The sequence below is a fragment of the Marinoscillum pacificum genome, from assembly GCF_024714495.1.
GTDB lineage: Bacteria > Bacteroidota > Bacteroidia > Cytophagales > Cyclobacteriaceae > Marinoscillum > Marinoscillum pacificum.
Genome location: NZ_JAMZMJ010000005.1, coordinates 188,871 through 208,228, shown reverse-complemented (window position 1 = coordinate 208,228; position 19,358 = coordinate 188,871). Strand labels below are relative to the sequence as shown.

20 protein-coding genes are annotated in these 19,358 nt (G+C 42.4%); 12 read left to right on the top strand and 8 right to left on the bottom strand.

What is annotated here, in order from left to right; all coding sequences use genetic code 11:
* Positions 1-3: 3 nt before the first annotated feature.
* Positions 4-1,026 carry a LacI family DNA-binding transcriptional regulator gene (locus NXS00_RS13905; RefSeq protein WP_258099825.1) on the bottom strand — a complete coding sequence of 341 codons (1,023 nt, stop codon included), beginning with the start codon at positions 1,024-1,026 and terminating at the stop codon, positions 4-6.
* Positions 1,027-1,119: 93 nt separating this feature from the next.
* On the opposite strand from NXS00_RS13905, the gene NXS00_RS13900 reads away from it, so the two are divergent.
* From NXS00_RS13900 to NXS00_RS13845, 12 genes are all read left to right on the top strand, one after another.
* Complete coding sequence (locus NXS00_RS13900; protein WP_258099824.1) at positions 1,120-2,724, top strand: UxaA family hydrolase; 1,605 nt, start codon at positions 1,120-1,122, stop codon at positions 2,722-2,724.
* Complete coding sequence (locus NXS00_RS13895; protein ID WP_258099823.1) at positions 2,721-3,500, top strand: SDR family NAD(P)-dependent oxidoreductase; 780 nt, start codon at positions 2,721-2,723, stop codon at positions 3,498-3,500. Before NXS00_RS13900 ends, NXS00_RS13895 begins: the two co-directional genes overlap by 4 nt.
* A 21-nt stretch (positions 3,501-3,521) precedes the next feature.
* Positions 3,522-4,370 (top strand): fumarylacetoacetate hydrolase family protein, encoded by an 849-nt coding sequence (locus NXS00_RS13890; protein ID WP_258099822.1) that lies wholly within the window; start codon positions 3,522-3,524, stop codon positions 4,368-4,370.
* Entirely contained in the window at positions 4,367-5,197 is an 831-nt protein-coding gene (locus NXS00_RS13885) for an amidohydrolase family protein (RefSeq protein ID WP_258099821.1), read from the top strand. The genes NXS00_RS13890 and NXS00_RS13885 overlap by 4 nt, the downstream gene beginning before the upstream one ends.
* A complete protein-coding gene (locus tag NXS00_RS13880; RefSeq protein WP_258099820.1) occupies positions 5,197-5,979 on the top strand; it encodes an L-fucose dehydrogenase in 783 nt (260 codons plus the stop codon). The genes NXS00_RS13885 and NXS00_RS13880 overlap by 1 nt, the downstream gene beginning before the upstream one ends.
* 17 nt (positions 5,980-5,996) lie before the next feature.
* Positions 5,997-7,298: an L-fucose:H+ symporter permease gene (gene fucP, locus NXS00_RS13875; RefSeq protein WP_258099819.1), complete on the top strand. Its 1,302-nt coding sequence runs from the start codon at positions 5,997-5,999 to the stop codon at positions 7,296-7,298.
* Complete coding sequence (locus NXS00_RS13870) at positions 7,295-7,624, top strand: L-rhamnose mutarotase (RefSeq protein ID WP_258099818.1); 330 nt, start codon at positions 7,295-7,297, stop codon at positions 7,622-7,624. Before fucP ends, NXS00_RS13870 begins: the two co-directional genes overlap by 4 nt.
* Positions 7,621-8,769 (top strand): alpha-hydroxy acid oxidase, encoded by a 1,149-nt coding sequence (locus tag NXS00_RS13865; RefSeq protein ID WP_258099817.1) that lies wholly within the window; start codon positions 7,621-7,623, stop codon positions 8,767-8,769. The genes NXS00_RS13870 and NXS00_RS13865 overlap by 4 nt, the downstream gene beginning before the upstream one ends.
* A 151-nt stretch (positions 8,770-8,920) precedes the next feature.
* Positions 8,921-10,582, top strand: coding sequence for a glycoside hydrolase family 28 protein (locus NXS00_RS13860; RefSeq protein WP_258099816.1), 1,662 nt, complete (start codon positions 8,921-8,923; stop codon positions 10,580-10,582).
* A gap of 2 nt (positions 10,583-10,584) precedes the next feature.
* On the top strand, positions 10,585-11,331 hold the full coding sequence (locus NXS00_RS13855) for a rhamnogalacturonan acetylesterase (protein ID WP_258099815.1): 747 nt from the start codon (positions 10,585-10,587) through the stop codon (positions 11,329-11,331).
* On the top strand, positions 11,331-12,125 hold the full coding sequence (locus NXS00_RS13850) for a rhamnogalacturonan acetylesterase (RefSeq protein WP_258099814.1): 795 nt from the start codon (positions 11,331-11,333) through the stop codon (positions 12,123-12,125). Before NXS00_RS13855 ends, NXS00_RS13850 begins: the two co-directional genes overlap by 1 nt.
* Positions 12,122-13,090, top strand: coding sequence for a pectinesterase family protein (locus NXS00_RS13845; protein ID WP_258099813.1), 969 nt, complete (start codon positions 12,122-12,124; stop codon positions 13,088-13,090). Before NXS00_RS13850 ends, NXS00_RS13845 begins: the two co-directional genes overlap by 4 nt.
* Before the next feature lie 101 nt (positions 13,091-13,191).
* On the opposite strand, the gene NXS00_RS13840 is transcribed toward NXS00_RS13845, so the two are convergent.
* The 7 genes from NXS00_RS13840 to NXS00_RS13810 form a co-directional block, all read right to left on the bottom strand.
* Positions 13,192-13,776: a hypothetical protein gene (locus NXS00_RS13840; protein ID WP_258099812.1), complete on the bottom strand. Its 585-nt coding sequence runs from the start codon at positions 13,774-13,776 to the stop codon at positions 13,192-13,194.
* A gap of 85 nt (positions 13,777-13,861) precedes the next feature.
* Positions 13,862-14,152, bottom strand: a complete 291-nt coding sequence (locus tag NXS00_RS13835) for a HigA family addiction module antitoxin (protein WP_258099811.1) — start codon at positions 14,150-14,152, stop codon at positions 13,862-13,864.
* A 9-nt stretch (positions 14,153-14,161) separates the two neighbouring features.
* Positions 14,162-14,443, bottom strand: coding sequence for a type II toxin-antitoxin system RelE/ParE family toxin (locus NXS00_RS13830; RefSeq protein WP_258099810.1), 282 nt, complete (start codon positions 14,441-14,443; stop codon positions 14,162-14,164).
* 106 nt (positions 14,444-14,549) lie between these two features.
* Positions 14,550-14,879, bottom strand: a complete 330-nt coding sequence (locus NXS00_RS13825; RefSeq protein ID WP_258099809.1) for a hypothetical protein — start codon at positions 14,877-14,879, stop codon at positions 14,550-14,552.
* Between the two features lie 149 nt (positions 14,880-15,028).
* Positions 15,029-16,225, bottom strand: a complete 1,197-nt coding sequence (locus NXS00_RS13820; RefSeq protein ID WP_258099808.1) for a glycoside hydrolase family 88/105 protein — start codon at positions 16,223-16,225, stop codon at positions 15,029-15,031.
* Positions 16,226-16,255: 30 nt separating this feature from the next.
* Positions 16,256-17,905: a UxaA family hydrolase gene (locus NXS00_RS13815; protein ID WP_258099807.1), complete on the bottom strand. Its 1,650-nt coding sequence runs from the start codon at positions 17,903-17,905 to the stop codon at positions 16,256-16,258.
* Between the two features lie 5 nt (positions 17,906-17,910).
* Positions 17,911-19,305 carry a tagaturonate reductase gene (locus NXS00_RS13810; protein ID WP_258099806.1) on the bottom strand — a complete coding sequence of 465 codons (1,395 nt, stop codon included), beginning with the start codon at positions 19,303-19,305 and terminating at the stop codon, positions 17,911-17,913.
* Between the last annotated feature and the right edge of the window lie 53 nt (positions 19,306-19,358).

Genomic DNA, 19,358 nt, shown 5'->3' with positions numbered 1-19,358 from the left:
TATTTAGGTACTTGCTCGCACGATCAGTTCCGGGTTGATGATGATCTTCTCATCAACCATAGGTTCTTCATTTTGAATGATAGATAGTATTTTTTGGGCCGCAAGTTGGCCCATTTTTTCTCCCGCCTGTTTCATGGTGGATAGCTGAGGTGTCATATGAGTTGCTACTGGCTCATCAGAAAATCCCATCACGGCTATGTCTTCAGGAACTTGCTTGCCGTGCTGTCGCAATACGTTGACGGTGTAGTTAGCCGAGTAATCGTTGAATACGAAGATCCCATCTACTTCCGGATGTTTGTGGAGCAGTGACTCTATGAACAAATCAATCGATTCGGGTTGCATGCGGTAATAGTGAATCATGTCCTCCTGAACTTCCAGATTAGCTGCGCTTAGTGCATCCATGTAACCATACAACCGGTTATTACTATTGTTGAGGTTGATACTAGCTGTAATGTGCGCAATGTTTTTGCATCCTCGATCGATGAGATGATTCGTTGCATCAAAAGCCGCCTGATAGTCATTACTAATCACCTTTGGCACTGGCAGGAAATTGGCCACCCGATCATAAAACACTAACGGAACTTCGTGTTGACTAAGTTGTTGGAAATGCTCAAAGGCATTCGTTTCCATGGAGATGGCTGCCAAAACTCCATCTACCCGATGCGCAATGCAGCTCGCAATGGCTTCTGATTCTCGTTGCATACTTTCCGATGTATCAAACAACAACATACAGTAGCCCTGCTGAGACAGTACCGACTGTACACCTCGAACGACCTTCGCAAAAAAATGAGTACTTAAATCAGGCACAATGATTCCGATCATCTTACTCTGTCCCTTGTTGAAGGCATGTGCGGAAGTGTTGCGCTGATAGCCCAATTGCTTTGCCAGTTCCTGAACCTTTTGTTTGGTCGCTTCACTGATTCGTGGATGATCATTGAGCGCACGACTGACCGTAGAGTGGGAGATTCCCAGTCTCTTGGCGATTTCAGTTATGGTGGTATAGCGAGCCATTTTGTATTTGCGCACAAGTGTGCATAGCAATTATAGGCTGTTTTTCTGAGAATCGATCAGACGTCTTTGTATATATGTAAAATGTCTGGCGGAGACATATACACGACAATGGAACAACTACTATTGAAAATTGATGAGCGAGATAACGTGCTGGTTGCCCTAAAAGACCTGGGACCAGGAGTTGCTTCGTATAAGAACAAAGAGCTATCCCTCAAGGATGCGATTCCCCAAAAGCACAAACTACTGGATACTGATCTGGCGAAAGGTGATCAGGTCATTATGTATGGTGTTCCTGTTGGGATTGTCCAAAAGGATTTGCCATCCGGGTCATTGTTGACCACCCAAAACACCGTGCATTATGCGGAGCCTTTATCATTGGATAATCGCGAAGCCTATGATTGGAATTCTCCCGTGATCGATACCTGGAAAGACAGAACATTTCAAGGATACCATCGATCCAATGGGAAAGTAGGAACAGCTAATTACTGGTTGTTCATTCCGCTGGTGTTTTGTGAAAACCGAAACCTCAAAGTTATCGAGGAGGCGTTGGTGAAGCAGTTGGGGTATTACAAACCCAATAAATACGAAAGTTTAGTGAGCCAACAACTATCAAGCACTGTTTCCACTATTACTTATTCGACTGAGCGGGTGTTCCCAAATGTTGATGGTATCAAATTCTTATATCATCATGGAGGTTGTGGTGGCACACGCCAGGATGCTGAGACATTATTGCGATTGTTAGCTGGATATGTGCATCATCCGAATGTAGCCGGAGCTACCGTGTTGAGTCTGGGCTGCCAGCATGCGCAAGCAGATTGGTTTCAAACCATTCAAAAGGAACTATACACCGGAAGTGAAAAGCCAGTATTATACTTCGAGCAGCAACAGCTTGCTTCCGAAGAAGAGTTGATCACTCAGGCGATATCCGATACCTTGAAGGAACTGGCGAAAGCCAATGAGATCAAACGTCAGCCAGCTACTTTGGATAAGTTGGTAGTGGGATTGGAGTGTGGTGGATCTGATGGATTTTCAGGCATTTCTGCCAATCCAGTTTTAGGATATGTATCTGATGTGTTGGTGGCTCTGAAAGGAGCTACGATTCTAAGTGAGTTCCCTGAACTGAATGGAGTGGAGCAAAACATCATCAACCGATGTGAGACGCAAGAATTGGCAGAGAAGTTTGTGACTATTCAGCGTGCCTATGAAGCCAATGCACGAGCAGTAGGCAGTGGATTTGATATGAATCCAAGTCCCGGCAACATCAAAGACGGTTTGATCACCGATGCAATTAAGTCTGCCGGTGCAGCTAAGAAAGGTGGTACGGCACCTATTGCTGATATTTTGGATTATACAGAGCCTGTGACCAAAGCTGGATTGAACCTGCTTTGTACGCCAGGTAATGATGTGGAGTCAACTACCGGTCTGGCTGGTTCAGGCGCCAATATTATCCTGTTTACCACCGGATTAGGAACACCTACAGGCAATCCGATTACCCCAGTCATCAAAGTATCGAGCAACAGCAAGTTGGCCAACCGAATGAAAGACATTATTGATGTGAATACCGGTGAAGTGGTGGAAGGAAGGAAATCGCTGGAAGAGGCAGGCAATGAGTTGCTGGAAAAGATCATCGCTGTAGCCAGTGGTGAACCAACCAAAGCAATGGAATTAGAACAAAATGATTTTATACCCTGGAAAAGAGGCGTGTCATTATGAGTAAAAAGTTTGATTTAACGGATAAGACGGCCATCATTACTGGTGGTGGAAGTGGAATAGGAAGAGCCATCGCGATGGCTTTGGCGGATAGTGGAGCGACATCCATCATTTTGGATTTGAATCTGGATGGTGCCATTGCGGTAGTGGAAGAAATTCAGGCTGCAGGCGGAAAAGCAGAGGCTCATTCGTGCAATGTGGCGGATCATGAAGAAGTTCAGAGGGTGTTTGGAGACATTCTGAAAGGTCGATCATTGGATATTTTGATTAATAATGCGGGCATTGCTCATGTGGGTAATATTCTCACTACTTCGGTGGAAGACTTTGATCGCATTTATAGTGTGAACATTAAAGGAGTTTTCAATACGCTGAAGGCTGGAGTGGAAGCTATGAAGAACTCTGGTGGATCGATTGTCAACCTTTCTTCCGTGGCGGCACATGTGGGTATTTCTGATCGATTTGCCTACTCTACAAGCAAGGGAGCTGTACACGCGATGACTTTATCAGTGGCTAAGGATTGTTTGAGCTATGGCATTCGGTGCAATAGCATTTCTCCGGGAAGGGTTCATACACCATTTGTGGATGGGTTTTTAGCTAAAAACTATCCTGGAAACGAGAAAGAGATGTTTGAAACACTTTCTAAAACGCAACCAATTGGTCGAATGGGAAAACCTGATGAAATGGGGAGTTTGGTGCTGTACTTATGCTCTGAAGAAGCCTCTTTTATAACCGGTAGTGATTTTAAAATTGATGGTGGCTTTGTGACCCTCAATACATAATAGATATAGGAAATTAAGAATATGAAGTTAATACGATTTGGAGTACCTGGCTCAGAAAAACCAGGAGTGGAAGTAGCAGGAGTAAGATATGATGTGAGCCATTTGGTTCAGGATTTTGATGAGGATTTCTTCACTGATGGAGGGCTTGAGAAGCTTCAGCAATCATTTGATGCAGCCAGTGCTACTCAGGTAGCAGCAGATGTACGTTTGGCAGCTCCTGTGAAGCGACCAGGCAAGATTATTTGCATTGGCTTGAACTACAGAAAACACGCTGAAGAGAGTGGAATGGCTGTTCCAACGGAGCCAGTGGTGTTTTTCAAGGCAAGTTCTTCTGTGGTTGGACCAAATGATCAAATTGTCATTCCTAAGAACAGTGTGAAGACTGATTGGGAAGTAGAGCTAGCCGTGGTGATTGGCAAAAAAGCAAGTTATGTATCGAAAGAAGAAGCTTTGGATTACGTGGCAGGATATGTTTTGCACAATGACGTCAGCGAGCGTGAATTTCAGTTGGAGCGTGGTGGTCAATGGGTGAAGGGAAAGAGCTGCGATACGTTTGCTCCGCTAGGTCCGTACCTGGTAACCAGTGATGAAGTAGCCAATCCAAATAGCTTGAATTTGTGGTTGAAACTGAATGGAGAGAAAGTTCAGGATGGAAACACGAATGACTTTGTATTCAATGTGCAGGAAGTTATTTCTTACTTGTCTCAATTCATGAGTCTAATGCCGGGTGATATCATTTCTACAGGTACACCAGCGGGAGTTGGACTTGGATTCAATCCTCCAAAATATTTGAAGCATGGTGATGTGATCGAGTTGGGAATTGAAGGATTAGGTACTGCTCGTCAGGAAGTAATCGATTATCCAGGATGAAAATAGATGCTCATCAACATTTCTGGCAACATGACCCTGTGAAGGGCGCCTGGATTACGGATGAGATGCAGGTCATTCGGCGGGACTTTATGCCTGCCGATTTGAAGCCTTTATTGGATGAACATGCTGTTGAGGGATGTGTGGCAGTACAAGCGGATCAGTCAGAGCAAGAGAATGAATTTCTTCTGGAGCTGGCTAGTCAGAATTCCTGGATCAAGGGAGTTGTTGGCTGGCTGGATTTGAAAGCAGATAAGCTCTCAGATCGAATCGCACATTACAAACGATATGAGCAGTTCAAAGGAGTTCGCCACATACTGCAAGCAGAGCCTGAAGGATTTATGATGGACCCAAAGTTCATTGCCGGAGTGACTCAAATTGGTGCGAGCGGCTTGACTTATGACATTCTTACCACGGAAAATCAATTGGAAGAGGCTGTCAGCTTTGTCAAGGCTTTACCGGAAATGCCATTGGTGATCGATCATATCAGTAAGCCGATGATATCGAAAGCTTCATTTGATCATTGGGCTAAGTACATGCTGAAATTATCGGCGATTGAGCATGTGCATGTGAAGCTGTCCGGGATGATTACCGAAGCGGATTGGACCGACTGGAAAGTCAAGGATTTGTCACCATATATTGATTTCTGTCTGGAACATTTCGGGTCTGAAAGACTCATGTATGGATCAGACTGGCCAGTGTGCTTGATCGCTGGTGAATATGATCAGGTAATTCATGCATTGAAGGCATGTATTTCAGAACTATCTGAAAATGAGCAAGAAGCCATCTTTGGAAAGACCGCTTCTACATTTTATAAACTGAAAGAATAATGGATTTACATCTAAAAGATAAAGTTGTCATCGTGACAGGTGGTGCCAAGGGAATTGGTGAGGCCATTGTATTGAACCTTGTCAACGAAGGAGCAATTCCGGTAATTGTGGGTCGCTCGTCCTCAGCTTCTGCTGATTTGTGGTCAAGGATCAATGAGCTTGGAGGAAAATCACATGTCATCAATACCGAGTTGGGAAGAGGAGATGTGTGCAAAAACATCGTTTCCGAAGTGTTCAGTGAGTTTGGACGAATAGACGGAGTGGTGAATAATGCCGGAGTGAACGATGGTGTGGGATTGGTCAATGGCAGTCCAGAGCGATTCAAAGATTCGGTCATTTTCAATTTGACGCATTATTATGACCTGGTCCATTTTGCTTTTCCTTACCTCAAGGAATCAAAGGGTTCTATTGTGAATGTTAGTTCCAAAACCGCCTTAACTGGTCAGGGAAATACTTCTGGTTACGCAGCAAGTAAAGGAGCTCAATTGGCGCTTACACGAGAATGGGCTGTGGAGTTGGCTCCTTATGGTATTCGAGTCAATGCCATTGTACCTTCAGAAGTAATGACGCCTCAGTATGAGAGCTGGGTTAAAACACTTGGCGATCCAGAGGAAACACTCGCTCGAATAACTTCCAGAATCCCATTCGAACAGCGAATGACCACCTCAGAGGAGATTGCTGTCATGGCTGTATTTTTATTGTCAGAACGCAGCTCACACACTACCGGCCAGTGGCTATTCGTAGACGGAGGATATGTTCATTTAGACAGAGCCATCTCATAACCCTTAACCCACCCTAAATGATGAAAAATACACCCGTAGTTCCCAAGTCCATCCTTTTACCCTTCATATTGATTACCTCATTGTTTGCCTTATGGGGTTTTGCCAATGCTGTCACTGACCCCATGGTGACGGCATTCAAGAAGGTGTTGGAATTGGATAATTTTCAAGCTTCATTGGTTCAGTTGGCCTTTTACGGTGGCTATTTTACCATGGCATTGCCAGCAGCATTGTTTATTCGAAAGTATTCCTATAAAGTCGGTATTATCATCGGTTTGACGCTGTATGCTACCGGTGCCTTGCTGTTTTACCCTGCGGCTGTAACGGAGCAATTCTTTTTCTTTTTAGCGGGGTTATACATCTTGACATTCGGTCTCGCTTTTCTGGAAACGAGTGCCAATCCATATATCTTGGCAATGGGCGATCAGGAAACAGCTACTCAACGATTGAATCTGGCTCAAGCCTTTAATCCTGTTGGGAATATTCTGGGGTTGCTAGTTGCACAGCAGTTTGTCTTGAAAAAGCTCCAATCGGACAATGTTGATTTTTCGGCATTGCCAGAATCTGAAAAGGCGGTAATCACCACAGCAGACTTAATGGTGATCAGAGATCCGTATGTTATTCTAGGATTAGTAGTCATTGGAGTACTGGTGTTGATTGCTGTTAATAAAATGCCGAAAGGAAAGGGTGGAGAAATGCACATGCCTTTGTCCAAGGTATTTGGCTCGCTCATCAAAAAAGGTATTTATGTAGAAGGAGTGATCACGCAGGCTTTTTATGTTGGAGCGCAAATCATGTGCTGGACCTACATTTACCAATATGCAGAAGCAATTGGTTTGTCCGCAGAGGAGGCTGGAACGTATCAGTTTTTTGCGTTTGTATGTTTCTTCCTGGGTAGGTTCATCTGTACCTTTTTATTGAAATATGTAGACTCGGGCAAGCTATTGATGGGTTTATCGGTATTGGCCATATTGTTCACTCTGGGCACCATTTTCATTACGGGAATTGTTGGGCTTTATTCGTTGGTGGCCATTTCGTTCTGTATGTCTTTGATGTTCCCAACCATTTATGGTGTGGCATTGGAAGGTCTTACAGAGGATGAATCCAAAATAGGAGCAGCTGGTTTGGTGATGGCGATTGTAGGAGGGGCATTGATGCCGACATTGCAAGGAATGGTACTTGATTTGGGCGGAATAGGTTATTCCGACCTACAAATACTAGGCGTATCAGAAGTGAATTTCTCTTTCGTGCTGCCGCTGTTGTGTTTTGTGATTATCGCCATTTACGGCAAACGTGTTTCTTCTAAACATCAGCAGGTATGAAACGATACGTCCTGACACTAGATCTCAAAGAGGATTCAACACTAATTGATCAATACATTGAACACCATCAAAACGTTTGGCCAGAAATCCTTGAGAGCATTAAGACTTCAGGCATTCTGAACATGGAAATCTACCATGTGGCAACAAGGCTTTTCATGCTCATGGAAACTGCTGATTCATTTTCGTTTGACAGCAAGGCTGAAATGGATGCAGGCAATCCAATAGTGCGGGAGTGGGAGTCTTTGATGAATACTTACCAAAGTCGATTGCCCTTCGCCAAGCCAGATGAGAAATGGGTGTTGATGTCTAAAATTTTTGAACTATGAGTTACGATTCCAGGTACCCGGCAATAGATGATTTGATTAGAAAAGCGAAGAAGAAAATACCTCGATTTGCTTTTGAATATTTAGATGGTGGTTGCAATGAAGACGTCAACCTCATGCGCAATACTAAAGAAATTCGAGATGTCCAGCTGATCCCTCAGTATCTGACGAAACACACCAGGTCCGAAATGAAAACGGAGTTGTTTGGTCATGTGTACGATGCGCCGTTTGGTATTGCACCAGTAGGTTTACAGGGACTTATGTGGCCTAAATCACCAGAGATATTGGCTAAAGCAGCTTTTGAGCACAACATTCCATTTGTGCTGAGTACAGTGACAACCATGGATATCGAGCGTGCAAGTGAGCTAACTGAAGGCAGAGCCTGGTTTCAGTTGTATCACCCTGCAGACAATAAATTACGAGATGACATCATCAAACGGGCAGATGCTGCTGGATGTCCAGTGTTAGTACTACTTTGTGATGTGCCAACCTTCGGATTTCGACCAAGAGACATCCGAAACGGATTGGCCATGCCTCCAAAAATGACGGTTTCGAACATGCTCCAAATTATGGGTAGGCCTGATTGGGCATTAAGGACGCTATTTAATGGTCAACCTAATTTCGCTACCATGAAGCCTTACATGCCAAAGGGGCTGGATTTGAAGCAGTTGGGCAAATACATGGATGCTACTTTTTCTGGAAGACTCAATGAGGAGAAGATCGCTCCAATTCGCGATATGTGGAAAGGCAAGATCGTGCTGAAAGGAGTGGCTTGTGAGTTGGATGCAGAAAAAGCGGTACAGCTAGGTCTGGATGGAATCATCGTTTCCAACCATGGTGGTCGTCAGTTGGATGCGGGTAATTCTACCATTAAGCCTCTGAAATATATCGCCGAAAAGTACCGGGACAAGTTGACGGTCATGATGGATAGTGGTATTCGTTCGGGACCAGATATTGCAAGGTCCTTAGCTTCAGGCGCGGATTTCACATTCCTGGGTAGAACCTTTATGTATAGTGTGGCTGCTATAGGAACGAAGGGTGGCGATCACGCTATTTCCTTGTTGAAAACTCAACTACAGCAAGTCATGGAACAAGTATGCTGTGAACAGGTAAAGGACTTTCCTAAATTTTTGGATTCTGGTGACTAACTAGAGGATTGCAAGAATAGACTTCAATAAATTTAAAAATAACAAAATCTATAAGTTATTTTTCTTGTTCTTTACTGATTTCTCAATTTGAGTTTGGATTTGCGGATTATATATGTCTATCTTCGAGAAGTTGTACAATCGATTGCACATTATGAGAAAGATATTAGCCCTGTTATTGATCACCCTTTCATTTTCAGCATGCGTTGCTCAGGAAGATGAATCGTCGATATATGAAGGAGTAGAGTTTGAAATGCCCAAAGTAATCATTCCTACCTTTCCGGAATACCACGTAAATATTGCTGATTTTGGAGCTGTAGCAGATGGTACAACCAAAAATACTCAGGCCATTACTGATGCGATTGCCGATGTGGTGAAAAATGGTGGTGGTACGGTGATTATCCCAAGGGGAATCTGGGTGACAGGTCCCATTACTTTGCAAAGTAACTTAAACCTCCATTTGAATGACGGTGCATTACTACTCTTCACAGCTGACAAAGATGACTATCCATTGATTAGTACAAGTTTTGAAGGGTTGGATACCTACAGATGCTTGTCACCCATCAATGGGAAAAATCTGGAAAACGTCGCTATTACAGGAAATGGCACCATAGACGGCAATGGGGATGCCTGGAGAGGTGTGAAGAAAAGTAAAATGTCTGAATCACAATGGAATCAACTGGTGAAGAGTGGTGGATTAATCAGTGAAAACGGTAAAACATGGTATCCGTCAGAAAGTTACCGACGTGGAGCTGAAGCTACTTCAGGATTTTTCAACGTTCCAAAAACAACTTCTCAGGCTGATTTTGAGGTGTTTAAGGATTTTCTTCGACCGGTGATGGTGAGTATTGTCAACTCGAAGAATGTGTTGCTGGATGGTCCTACCTTTCAAAATTCACCTGCCTGGAACCTGCATCCACTCATGTGTGAGAATGTGACGCTACGCAATTTAAATGTTCGTAATCCATGGTATTCTCAGAATGGCGATGGATTGGATTTGGAGTCATGTACCAATGTGCTGATTTACAACAACACCTTTGATGTTGGGGATGACGCCATTTGCATCAAGTCAGGGAAGGGTGTTGATGGACGTAAGAGAGGAATTCCAACAGCCAATGTGATCATCAAGAATAATATTGTTTACCATGGACACGGTGGTTTTGTGGTAGGCAGCGAAATGTCCGGTGGTGTGAAAAACATTCACGTGTCTAAATGTACGTTCATGGGTACCGACACCGGATTGCGTTTCAAAAGTACTCGTGGGAGAGGTGGCGTAGTTGAGAATATTTATATCTCAGATATTGACATGCTCAATATTCCAACTGAACCTATTCGATTCAATTTATTCTATGGAGGACAATCACCAGTTTTGGAAGAAGATCAGGAAGCAGCCATCGTAGATGAGAAAATGGTGCCGGTCACAGAGGAAACTCCTTCATTCAAAGATATTTACATGACCAATATTCGTGCAGTGGGCTGTGAAAGTGCCGGGTATTTTCAAGGATTGCCAGAGATGAATCTGAAAAATATCAATATTTCCAATTCCAATCTGGAAGCTAGAAAGGGCATTAACCTCATCGATGCGGATGGAGTTTCATTCACGAATGTCTCGGTGAAAGTAGCTAAAGGTCTTCCGCTGACCATTTACAATGGTAAGAACATCAAGCTGGAAGGATTCAGTGCTGCTAGCAATTCGTCTAATACAAAAGTAAAAGTGATGGGTGCTAAATCGGATAAGATTACTACTAAAGGATTGGATAAATCTGAAGTGGAAATGAGTGCACAAGTAGGTAAAAAAGCCATTAAGATTCAATAGAAATGAAACAGGTAGTAATTTATTGCGCCGTTTTGTTTTGCATGTCCTGGACTATCAAACAGGACACTCAGCCAGTGCTCTACCTCATTGGTGATTCCACTTGTGCTATTAAAAAAGACAATGCGTTTCCAGAAATGGGGTGGGGAGTTCCTTTTGTTACTTTTTTCAATGATTCGATCAAAATAGAAAATCATGCAGTGAATGGTAGAAGTACTAAATCTTTCAAAGAGGAAGGAAGATGGGATAAAGTGAAGGAAACCTTGAAGGCTGGTGATTGGGTTTTTATTCAGTTTGGACACAATGATGAAGTGCCTAGTAAGGTTGGACGATATACCACACCTGAGCAATACCAGGCCAACTTGACCCAGTATGTAAATGAGACAAGAGCTGCTGGCGCTAATCCAGTTCTTTTGACTCCTGTAACCCGAAGAAGTTTCGAAAATGGCGTGTTGGTCGATTCTCACGAACAATATGCACAGTTGGTTCGTGATGTTGCTGCCAAGCTGAATGTTCCTCTAATTGACATGACGAAAAAGTCAATGAACCTGATTAGCGAATTGGGTGAGGACAAGTCAATGCTGCTCTATCACCATTTAGAGGCTGGAGAGCATCCGAATTATCCCAATGGTAAAGAAGATAATACCCACTTCAATGAACTTGGAGCACGTAAAATGGCTCAGTTGGTGCTGGATGGTGTACAAGAACTTAAGTTGGGTCTGACAAGGTATGTTGTAAAAGGAACTCGCTGATGAAACGAAATCTGGGAAGTATTTGGATCCTCATAGTATTGGTGTTTGGCTGTCAAAGGCAAGCCAATAAAATAGTCACCATTTACCTTATTGGAGACTCAACTATGGCGGATTATTCGGATAATTATGATCCGGGAGAAGATTATATGAAAACTCGCTATCCTGTTACAGGATGGGGCCAGGTTTTTCAACCTTTTTTTGACCAGGCAGATTTGTCTGAGTTTTCCGAATTGTTCATTGCTGATTCGGTTGTTGTTGACGATCGAGCTCGTGGTGGTAGAAGTACACGGACCTTCTTTCAGGAAGGTCGCTGGAGAGCTGTTTATGATAGTCTGAAGCCTGGAGACGTGGTGATCATGCAATTTGGTCATAATGACGCAGCGGAGACTAAAACCGAACGCTATGTGGATATTGAAGGCTACAAAGAGTTTTTACGCTTGTATGTCACGCAGACAAGAGCCAAAGGCGCTACACCAATTATACTGACACCAGTAGCTCGTAATTACCCATGGGAGAATGGTCATTTGGAGAATGTGCACGGTGACTATCCCGCAGCTGCAAAAGCGGTTTCGGATGAGCTGAGTGTACTTTTTATTGATCTGAATCAGCGCTCGATGGATTATTTCTCGGAGCAAGGTAGGGACTTTGTGACTAAAGAGTATTTTATGAATTTGGATTCTGGTGTTTACGAAGCCTATCCTAACGGTCAACGTGACAATACTCATTTCCAGCCAGCAGGAGCCGAGGCAGTGGCTAAGTTAGTTTTTGAAGATCTTAAATCGTTGCACAAATGAGGTTAACAATGCCATTTCTAGCCATTCTTTTCATTTCACTCACTGGTTTGGCTCAGGGTCAATCAAAACAATCTGCTTATGATTTTGTAGTTGCGGCTGATGGGACTGGTGATTTTACTAAGGTTCAGGACGCAATTGATGCAGTACCACATCTGCGTAAAACAAGAACTTACATATTAATTAAACCCGGGGTTTATAAAGAAAAACTGTCTCTGCCAGCTACTAAAACGAACATCAGTTTCATAGGTGAAGATGCTTTAAGGACCATGCTCACATATGATGATTATGCTAGTAAAAAGAACGCCTTTGGTGAAGAAATGGGTACTTCTGGTTCTACATCCTTTTTCATCTATGGAGATGGTTTTGAGGCAGAGAATATTACGTTTGAGAACAGTTCTGGACCCGTTGGTCAGGCAGTTGCTGTGCGTGTAGATGGCGACAAGGTAAAGTTCACCAATTGTCGCTTTTTAGGTCATCAGGACACCTTGTACCCGCATGGAAAGGGTAGTAGACAATACTATAAAAACTGCTACATTGAAGGAGATGTCGATTTCATTTTTGGATGGTCTACTGCGGTTTTTGAAGAATGTGAAATCTTTTGTAAACGTGCTGCGTACATCACAGCAGCATCTACAGAAGAGCATACTCCTTATGGTTTTGTGTTTAAGAATTGTAGGCTAACAGGTACTGCGGAACCAAACAGTATGTATTTGGGAAGACCGTGGAGACCTTATGCCAAGACCGTGTTCATGAACTGTGATTTAGGTAACCTTATCAAGCCAGAAGGATGGCATAACTGGGGCTCGGAGGAGAAGGAGAAAACTGCCTATTATGCAGAATGCCAGAATACGGGATCAAGTTATACACCGGATCAAAGAGTCAGCTGGAGTCATCAGCTGACAGATGAACAGGCTAAGGAGTATACGTTAGAAAAGATCTTTGGAGATTGGAATCCGAATGAGTGATCATAAAGAGGAAACAAACTTCCATTTAAGAAACCCCAATTTTATATTTCCAGTCACCCTGCTCACAAGAGCGGGGTGTTTTTATTTGGAGGCTTTTAAAATCAACTTCGAATGATTATTATCCAAATCTGAATTAATAAGATCGGTAAAAATGATAAAAGCCAATTCATCAGAGCAAATAGGTAACCGAATTTTTGTGCCTTTGAAATACCAATGATGGTGATACGAATCACTAATATTTGAATTATATAAGAAAAAATGAAGTAGTAAGGATTAGTGGATGAATCGATTCCTAAGGGCATAGCAATAATTTCATAGATCAAAACTAGTATATAAGGAATGTGAGCGAGTGCTGATACTGTTCCTAGCTGATTGACTGTGGCTTTGCCATTCCATAACCGGCCTATTAACTGAATGATCCATGGTTGTACCTTACCTAATATCAAAATAATTAATGCGATTGCACAAAGTATACATGTTGCCCTGGCTCCAATTTTGATTTCTAAAGTAGGATTAGCGTCAAATAGCAGTTCAACGTCTTTACTGATTTCTAACCCAGCATAAATTCCGTAAAATATAAAAGGTAGAATGTATAAGCTGTCGGACTCATGCTTGCGAGTGAAATGCTCTATTGTCCATCGAGGTTTGGTCCAAATGGAGAGAAATGGATTGGGCTTGTTACTCATTATTTAATTACTTTTTATAAAGCACAATACTTGATCCAATTTCATATTTCCAGTCACCTTGCTCACAAGAGCGGGGTATTTTTATTTATGCTGTAACTGGTGATATTGAAGCAATTTCTTCCGCCTTTTGTGAAAGTTCCTCTTCAAGGTCATAATCATCCTGCAATCCCAACCAGAATTTTGCTGTGGTTCCAAAATATTTACTCAATCGCAAGGCTGTGTCAGCTGTAATTCGTCGTTTGTTCTTGAGGATTTCACTGGTTCTGGTTTGCGGAATACCAATGTCTTTTGATAGACGATAGGCAGAAATCTCCATTGGCTTGAGGAATTCTTCCTGTAAAACCTCTCCTGGATGTATGTTTGGTAATTTGCTCATTATCTAACTTTAATGATAGTCTATAATCTCTACTTCGTTGGCGTTATTGTCTTCCCAAATAAAAATTATGCGCCATTGATCATTAATTCTAATTCTGTAGTACTCCTTGAGATTTCCTCCCAACTTTTCAAGCCTATTTGAAGGAGGTATTCTTAGGTCCAAAATAGATTGAGAGTTGTTTAACATTCTTAACTTTCTTCTTCCAATTGTTTGAATTTCTAGAGGCCACTTTTTAACTCTTTCGCCATTCCACACCTTTTCCGTCTCTTTCGAACCGAATGAAATAATCATAGTCCTGTTACGCGTTACTAACGTGCAAGATAAGTAAAAAGTTTAAACAAAAACACCCAACATCATCATGCTGGGTGTCTTCTAATATTTTTATAGCAAGTTTAGATCAAGACTCAGCAAGCCACCGCCATTCTTTCCATGCTTTAACAGCAGATTTGACAGAGCCATCAGCGGTGAACTTAGATCCTTCTATGGATTTGTCTATTATTCTACATTTTCTTCCCAAAGTCCATTTAGTGTCCAATAAATAATTGACGGCTGATTCCTCGGAATGATCTAGTGAAAGTAGGAAACCTTTAACATAAATCTCATCACCTTTCACTTTCACCGTAGCATTGTCGATTTTGACAGATACCCACATTTTGCGGGCATAGGTCGATTGAGAGGCTGTTATACCAAAAACAAAGAAAACAGCAATTAAAAGTGATTTTTGCATAGTTAATCAATTTGAGTTTTTTAATACATATTTCGAACTGGTAAAATAGCATTTTAACCAGTACGTGTCAAGTTATAGGATGATATTAAACAAAAAACACCCTACACAAAATGCGCAGGGTGCTCGATCTAAAACCAAATAATAAATTGTTATTTCTCTTCCATTAGCAAGGAAGCCATGATGAAAGGCCCTACACCTTTCGGGTCATTGTCTCGAATAATTTCATTGATATAGTACTCGTAAGTGCCATCACGATACGGGTTACCACCCAATCCAGCCACACCGCATACCTTGGTTAAACTGATAGTACCGTCTTCATTTTCTTTGATAAATTCCTGCAAGATACCTTCATAACCTTTATCTGCGACCGCCTGATAGGAGGGGTCTATATAGCCATTTTTTAGAGCCTTGGCTAGCATATAGACAAACATGCTAGAGCAAGAGGATTCGAGGTAATTTCCTTCCTGATCACCTTTGTCCAACACCTGATACCATACGCCACTTTTGCTGTCCTGATATTTTTCAATGCCAGTTGCTACTTTTTGGGCAATGTGGATGAGCGTGTCGCGATTCGGGTGATCTTCCGGGAAGTAATCAAGTACATCTACCACTGCCATGGCAAACCATCCCATAGCTCGTCCCCATAACTCAGGTGATAGTCCTGTTTCCGGATCCGCCCATTTCTGACTCTTACTCTCATCCCATCCATGGTAATAGAGTTGTTTTTCTTCACTGTATGAATGCTTCTCTATCTGCAGAAATTGTTTGGCTATGTCATCAAAAAGCTCCGGTTCATTGTACAATGCTGCATATTGGGCAAGAAATGGGCTTCCCATATACAATCCATCCAGCCACATCTGATGTTCATAGATTTTCTTATGCCAAAAACCACCTTCAGAAGTTCTTGGATGACCTTTCATCTGATCTCTCAGGGTTTGGATGGCTGAATCATACTTGGCTTTATGATCTATTTGATTGAGCAACATCAGGAATTTACCAGGATTTACTCTGTCGATGTTGTAATCAGTCAGTTTGTACGTGAGGATTTTGCCATCTGCTGTAATCATGGAATCCATGTAAGCCTTTCCATAATTCAGAAATCGCTCATCACCGGTTTTTTTCCAGACTTTATAAAAAGAAAGCAACATCAGACCATTGGTATATTCCCATTTTGGCTTTTCCCGAAAATCTATCAACCGAGGATCTGGGTTGCGTTGGAGTTCAGAGTCCGCCATTCGTACATAAATAGGCTCTTGCTCTTTAGTTTCTTGTTTTTGTTCTGTCTTAGGAGAGCAGGCATGAAGTACTGCAGCTGCTAGAGAAAGAAGTATGGTTCTGTGTATCATTTTGGAAGGTTAGGGATGTTGAGATCTGGTTTACAAGGATACGCCACGTTTCCATGGTATGAAGTCGTATTGTTCTAAATCCATGGCTTTGGCTGTTTTTCGTCCACTGGCTATTTCTATGATATGATCGAGTATCTCTGCGCCCATTTGCTCGATGGACTTTTCTCCACGAATCACAGCACCGGTATCTATATCGATGATATCAGGCATTTTCTCAGCAAGTTTGGTGTTTGAGCTTACTTTTAGGACAGGGGTAACTGGATTTCCAGTAGGGGTTCCCAGACCTGTGGTAAACAGAATGACATTGGCACCAGAACCAGCCAAACCTGTTGTAGATTCCACATCATTGCCAGGCGTGCATAACAGGTTCAAACCAGGTTTATTCGCGTATTCCGTATAGTCTAGCACATCGGCTACAGGAGAGGTGCCGCCTTTCTTCGCCGCACCGGCTGACTTCATAGCGTCCGTGATCAAACCATCTTTGATATTTCCTGGAGATGGATTCATATCAAATCCTGAACCCGCTTCAATGGCAGCTTTTTCATATCGACGCATGATGTCTACAAACTTTTCGGCATGATCGCTTTCGTTCATGCGGTTTATGAGTTCTTGTTCCACACCACATAGCTCAGGAAACTCCGATAGGATCGCTTTTCCACCAAGTGCTACCACCAAATCACTGGTGTAACCGATAGATGGATTGGCTGAGATGCCGGAGAATCCATCGGAACCTCCACATTCAAGACCTATGGTGAGTTTGCTCAGCGGTGCTGGCTGACGTGTTTGCTGGTTGGCATCTACCAACGCTAAGAACGTTTTGGTAATCGCTGTTTTAACCAGGTCTTTCTCTGTTCCCATTGCTTGCTGATCCAGTATGATGACCGGTTTCTCCATGTTTGGATTAATGGAGTCCATGGCATCTTTAAACATTTGGATCTGTGCATTCTGACAGCCAAGGCTCAATACTGTAGCACCGGCAACGTTTGGATTGTTGATGTATCCAGAAAGTAGTCTGCAAAGCACTTCTGCATCTTGTCGAGTGCCGCCGCATCCGCCCTGATGTGTCAGGAAGCGAATACCATCAATGTTTTCGAATACCCGATTTTCTGAATGGGATTCTGTTGCTGTTTCCACCGCCAGCGTTTCTACCTCTTGTAATTGACCCGATTCATATTTGGAAACCAGGTTGTCCACCAATCCTACGTAAGGATCCTGTTTTTCAAATCCAAGTGCTTTATTGAATGCTTTTTTGATGGTTTCAATGTTTCTGTTTTCACAGAAAACCAGCGGAAAAACCAACCAGTAATTAGCCGTACCTACCTGTCCATCTTTTCGATGATAGCCGTCAAAAGTCAGGCCTTTCCATTTGCTGACATCTGGGGCTTTCCAGGTAAAATCGCCTTGCTTTACTGCACTGAATGATTCGGATTTGTGACCCAAATTAGAGGTGGTAATGGCTTCTCCTTGTTGGATTGCCGACTTGGCCGTGCCTACCACTACTCCGTACATGTGTACTTCGTCATTTGGAGCAAAGTCCTGAAGTGCAAATTTGTGCTTTGCTGTAATGGTATGTTTTAGCGTTATCGATTTTCCGTTTACGCTTACTTGAGTGCCAGCAGACAAATCATTTAAGGCTACAGCAACATCGTCGCTTTCATTTATGGTAATTGCTTGTCGCATAGGTGTTAAATGTTGTATATCGCTTCTTTCATTGCGGAAGAAGAAATAGAGTCAAAGTGTCCGATAACTTGTTCTGTCAGACCATCAATGGCTGTTAAATCTTCATCCCAGAAATCAACATTGGAAAGAGCCTTTTCAACCAGATTTTTACTGTTCAATACTTTGATGGACTCAAAGAAGTCCAGATTGCTTTGGTCATCCTTTAAGTTAAACTTGTCTGATGTATAAAGTTTCAATAGGCAAGCCAATGAAAAGGTCATTCGTTTCGGTAATTCACCTTTTGATGCAATATAATCTTTGAAAGTAGGAAGTACTCGCACCTTGAATTTTGAGATTGAGTTCAAAGAGATACTCATCAACTCATGTCGGATGAATGGGTTTTGGAAACGTGTAATTACAGCGTCAGCAAACTCTTTAGGGTCTTCATTTGGAATTTGAATGGTAGGAACGATCTCATCATAAATTAGCTCATGAATAAGTTTGCCGGTTTCTTGATCTTCTATGGTCTCGCTTACCGTCTCCAATCCATACAATAGTCCGATTGGCACCATCGAAGTATGGGCTCCATTGAGAATACGTACTTTCTGCGTTCTGTAAGGAGTGATGTCATTGACAAATTTGACGTTCAGTCCAAATTTGTCTGCTGGGAATAAATCCTTTACTTTATCTTCGGCCTGAATCACAAACAGATGGAATGTTTCTGATTTCACCACCAACTTGTCAGGTTCACCGATTCGCTCCAATAAGGTTTCAATTTCGTCTTTTGGATAACCAGGTACGATTCGGTCAACCAGGGTATTGGCAAATGAACAAGCATGATCCACCCAGTTTTGAAAATCAGCACCTAATCCCCATAATTTCACATATTGAGAAACACACTCTTTTAGTTTGGTGCCATTTTGCTCGATCAGTTCACATGGAATGATGGCTAAGCCTTTGTCATGATCACCATGAAAGTGATCGAAACGAGCTTTTAAAAGTTGTGTGAGCTTTCCAGGGTAAGTATTGGCCAGTGCACCTCTTGCAGGTTTGTCATTATCATCAAAAGCAATACCCGCCTCGGTGGTATTTGAAAAGATCAGTTCAGCTTCGGGTTCAGTAGCTAAAGCAAAATAGCTCTGGGTATCTTCAAAGGGGTTGATGGCTTTTGAAATGCAGGTGATCTTGCGTATGTCATCTACTTTTTCACCATTTTCCAATCCCTGACGCACGTGATGATAATCACAGTTTTGTTCGTTAAGGAGATTGATTAAGCCATTTTCTAAAGGCTGAACAATAGCTACACTACCGTTGAATTCACCTTTTTCGTTTAATATATCTATCATCCAGTCTACAAAGGCTCTTAGGAAGTTTCCTTCACCATATTGGATCACCTTTACTGGCAAATCTTTCTTTGTCATTTCCATTCATTTTTAGGTACTCATTCACGGGGTTAGAGTGAATGTAGTGAATT

Bases quoted from the DNA above. Each gene is read 5' to 3' on its own strand.
- NXS00_RS13900 (WP_258099824.1), top strand. From the start codon at position 1,120: ATGGAACAACTACTATTGAAAATTGATGAGCGAGATAACGTGCTGGTT.
- NXS00_RS13895 (WP_258099823.1), top strand. From the start codon at position 2,721: ATGAGTAAAAAGTTTGATTTAACGGATAAGACGGCCATCATTACTGGT.
- NXS00_RS13890 (WP_258099822.1), top strand. From the start codon at position 3,522: ATGAAGTTAATACGATTTGGAGTACCTGGCTCAGAAAAACCAGGAGTG.
- NXS00_RS13885 (WP_258099821.1), top strand. From the start codon at position 4,367: ATGAAAATAGATGCTCATCAACATTTCTGGCAACATGACCCTGTGAAG.
- NXS00_RS13880 (WP_258099820.1), top strand. From the start codon at position 5,197: ATGGATTTACATCTAAAAGATAAAGTTGTCATCGTGACAGGTGGTGCC.
- fucP (WP_258099819.1), top strand. From the start codon at position 5,997: ATGATGAAAAATACACCCGTAGTTCCCAAGTCCATCCTTTTACCCTTC.
- NXS00_RS13870 (WP_258099818.1), top strand. From the start codon at position 7,295: ATGAAACGATACGTCCTGACACTAGATCTCAAAGAGGATTCAACACTA.
- NXS00_RS13865 (WP_258099817.1), top strand. From the start codon at position 7,621: ATGAGTTACGATTCCAGGTACCCGGCAATAGATGATTTGATTAGAAAA.
- NXS00_RS13860 (WP_258099816.1), top strand. From the start codon at position 8,921: ATGAGAAAGATATTAGCCCTGTTATTGATCACCCTTTCATTTTCAGCA.
- NXS00_RS13855 (WP_258099815.1), top strand. From the start codon at position 10,585: ATGAAACAGGTAGTAATTTATTGCGCCGTTTTGTTTTGCATGTCCTGG.
- NXS00_RS13850 (WP_258099814.1), top strand. From the start codon at position 11,331: ATGAAACGAAATCTGGGAAGTATTTGGATCCTCATAGTATTGGTGTTT.
- NXS00_RS13845 (WP_258099813.1), top strand. From the start codon at position 12,122: ATGAGGTTAACAATGCCATTTCTAGCCATTCTTTTCATTTCACTCACT.
- NXS00_RS13840 (WP_258099812.1), bottom strand. From the start codon at position 13,776: ATGAGTAACAAGCCCAATCCATTTCTCTCCATTTGGACCAAACCTCGA.
- NXS00_RS13835 (WP_258099811.1), bottom strand. From the start codon at position 14,152: ATGAGCAAATTACCAAACATACATCCAGGAGAGGTTTTACAGGAAGAA.
- NXS00_RS13830 (WP_258099810.1), bottom strand. From the start codon at position 14,443: ATGATTATTTCATTCGGTTCGAAAGAGACGGAAAAGGTGTGGAATGGC.
- NXS00_RS13825 (WP_258099809.1), bottom strand. From the start codon at position 14,879: ATGCAAAAATCACTTTTAATTGCTGTTTTCTTTGTTTTTGGTATAACA.
- NXS00_RS13820 (WP_258099808.1), bottom strand. From the start codon at position 16,225: ATGATACACAGAACCATACTTCTTTCTCTAGCAGCTGCAGTACTTCAT.
- NXS00_RS13815 (WP_258099807.1), bottom strand. From the start codon at position 17,905: ATGCGACAAGCAATTACCATAAATGAAAGCGACGATGTTGCTGTAGCC.
- NXS00_RS13810 (WP_258099806.1), bottom strand. From the start codon at position 19,305: ATGACAAAGAAAGATTTGCCAGTAAAGGTGATCCAATATGGTGAAGGA.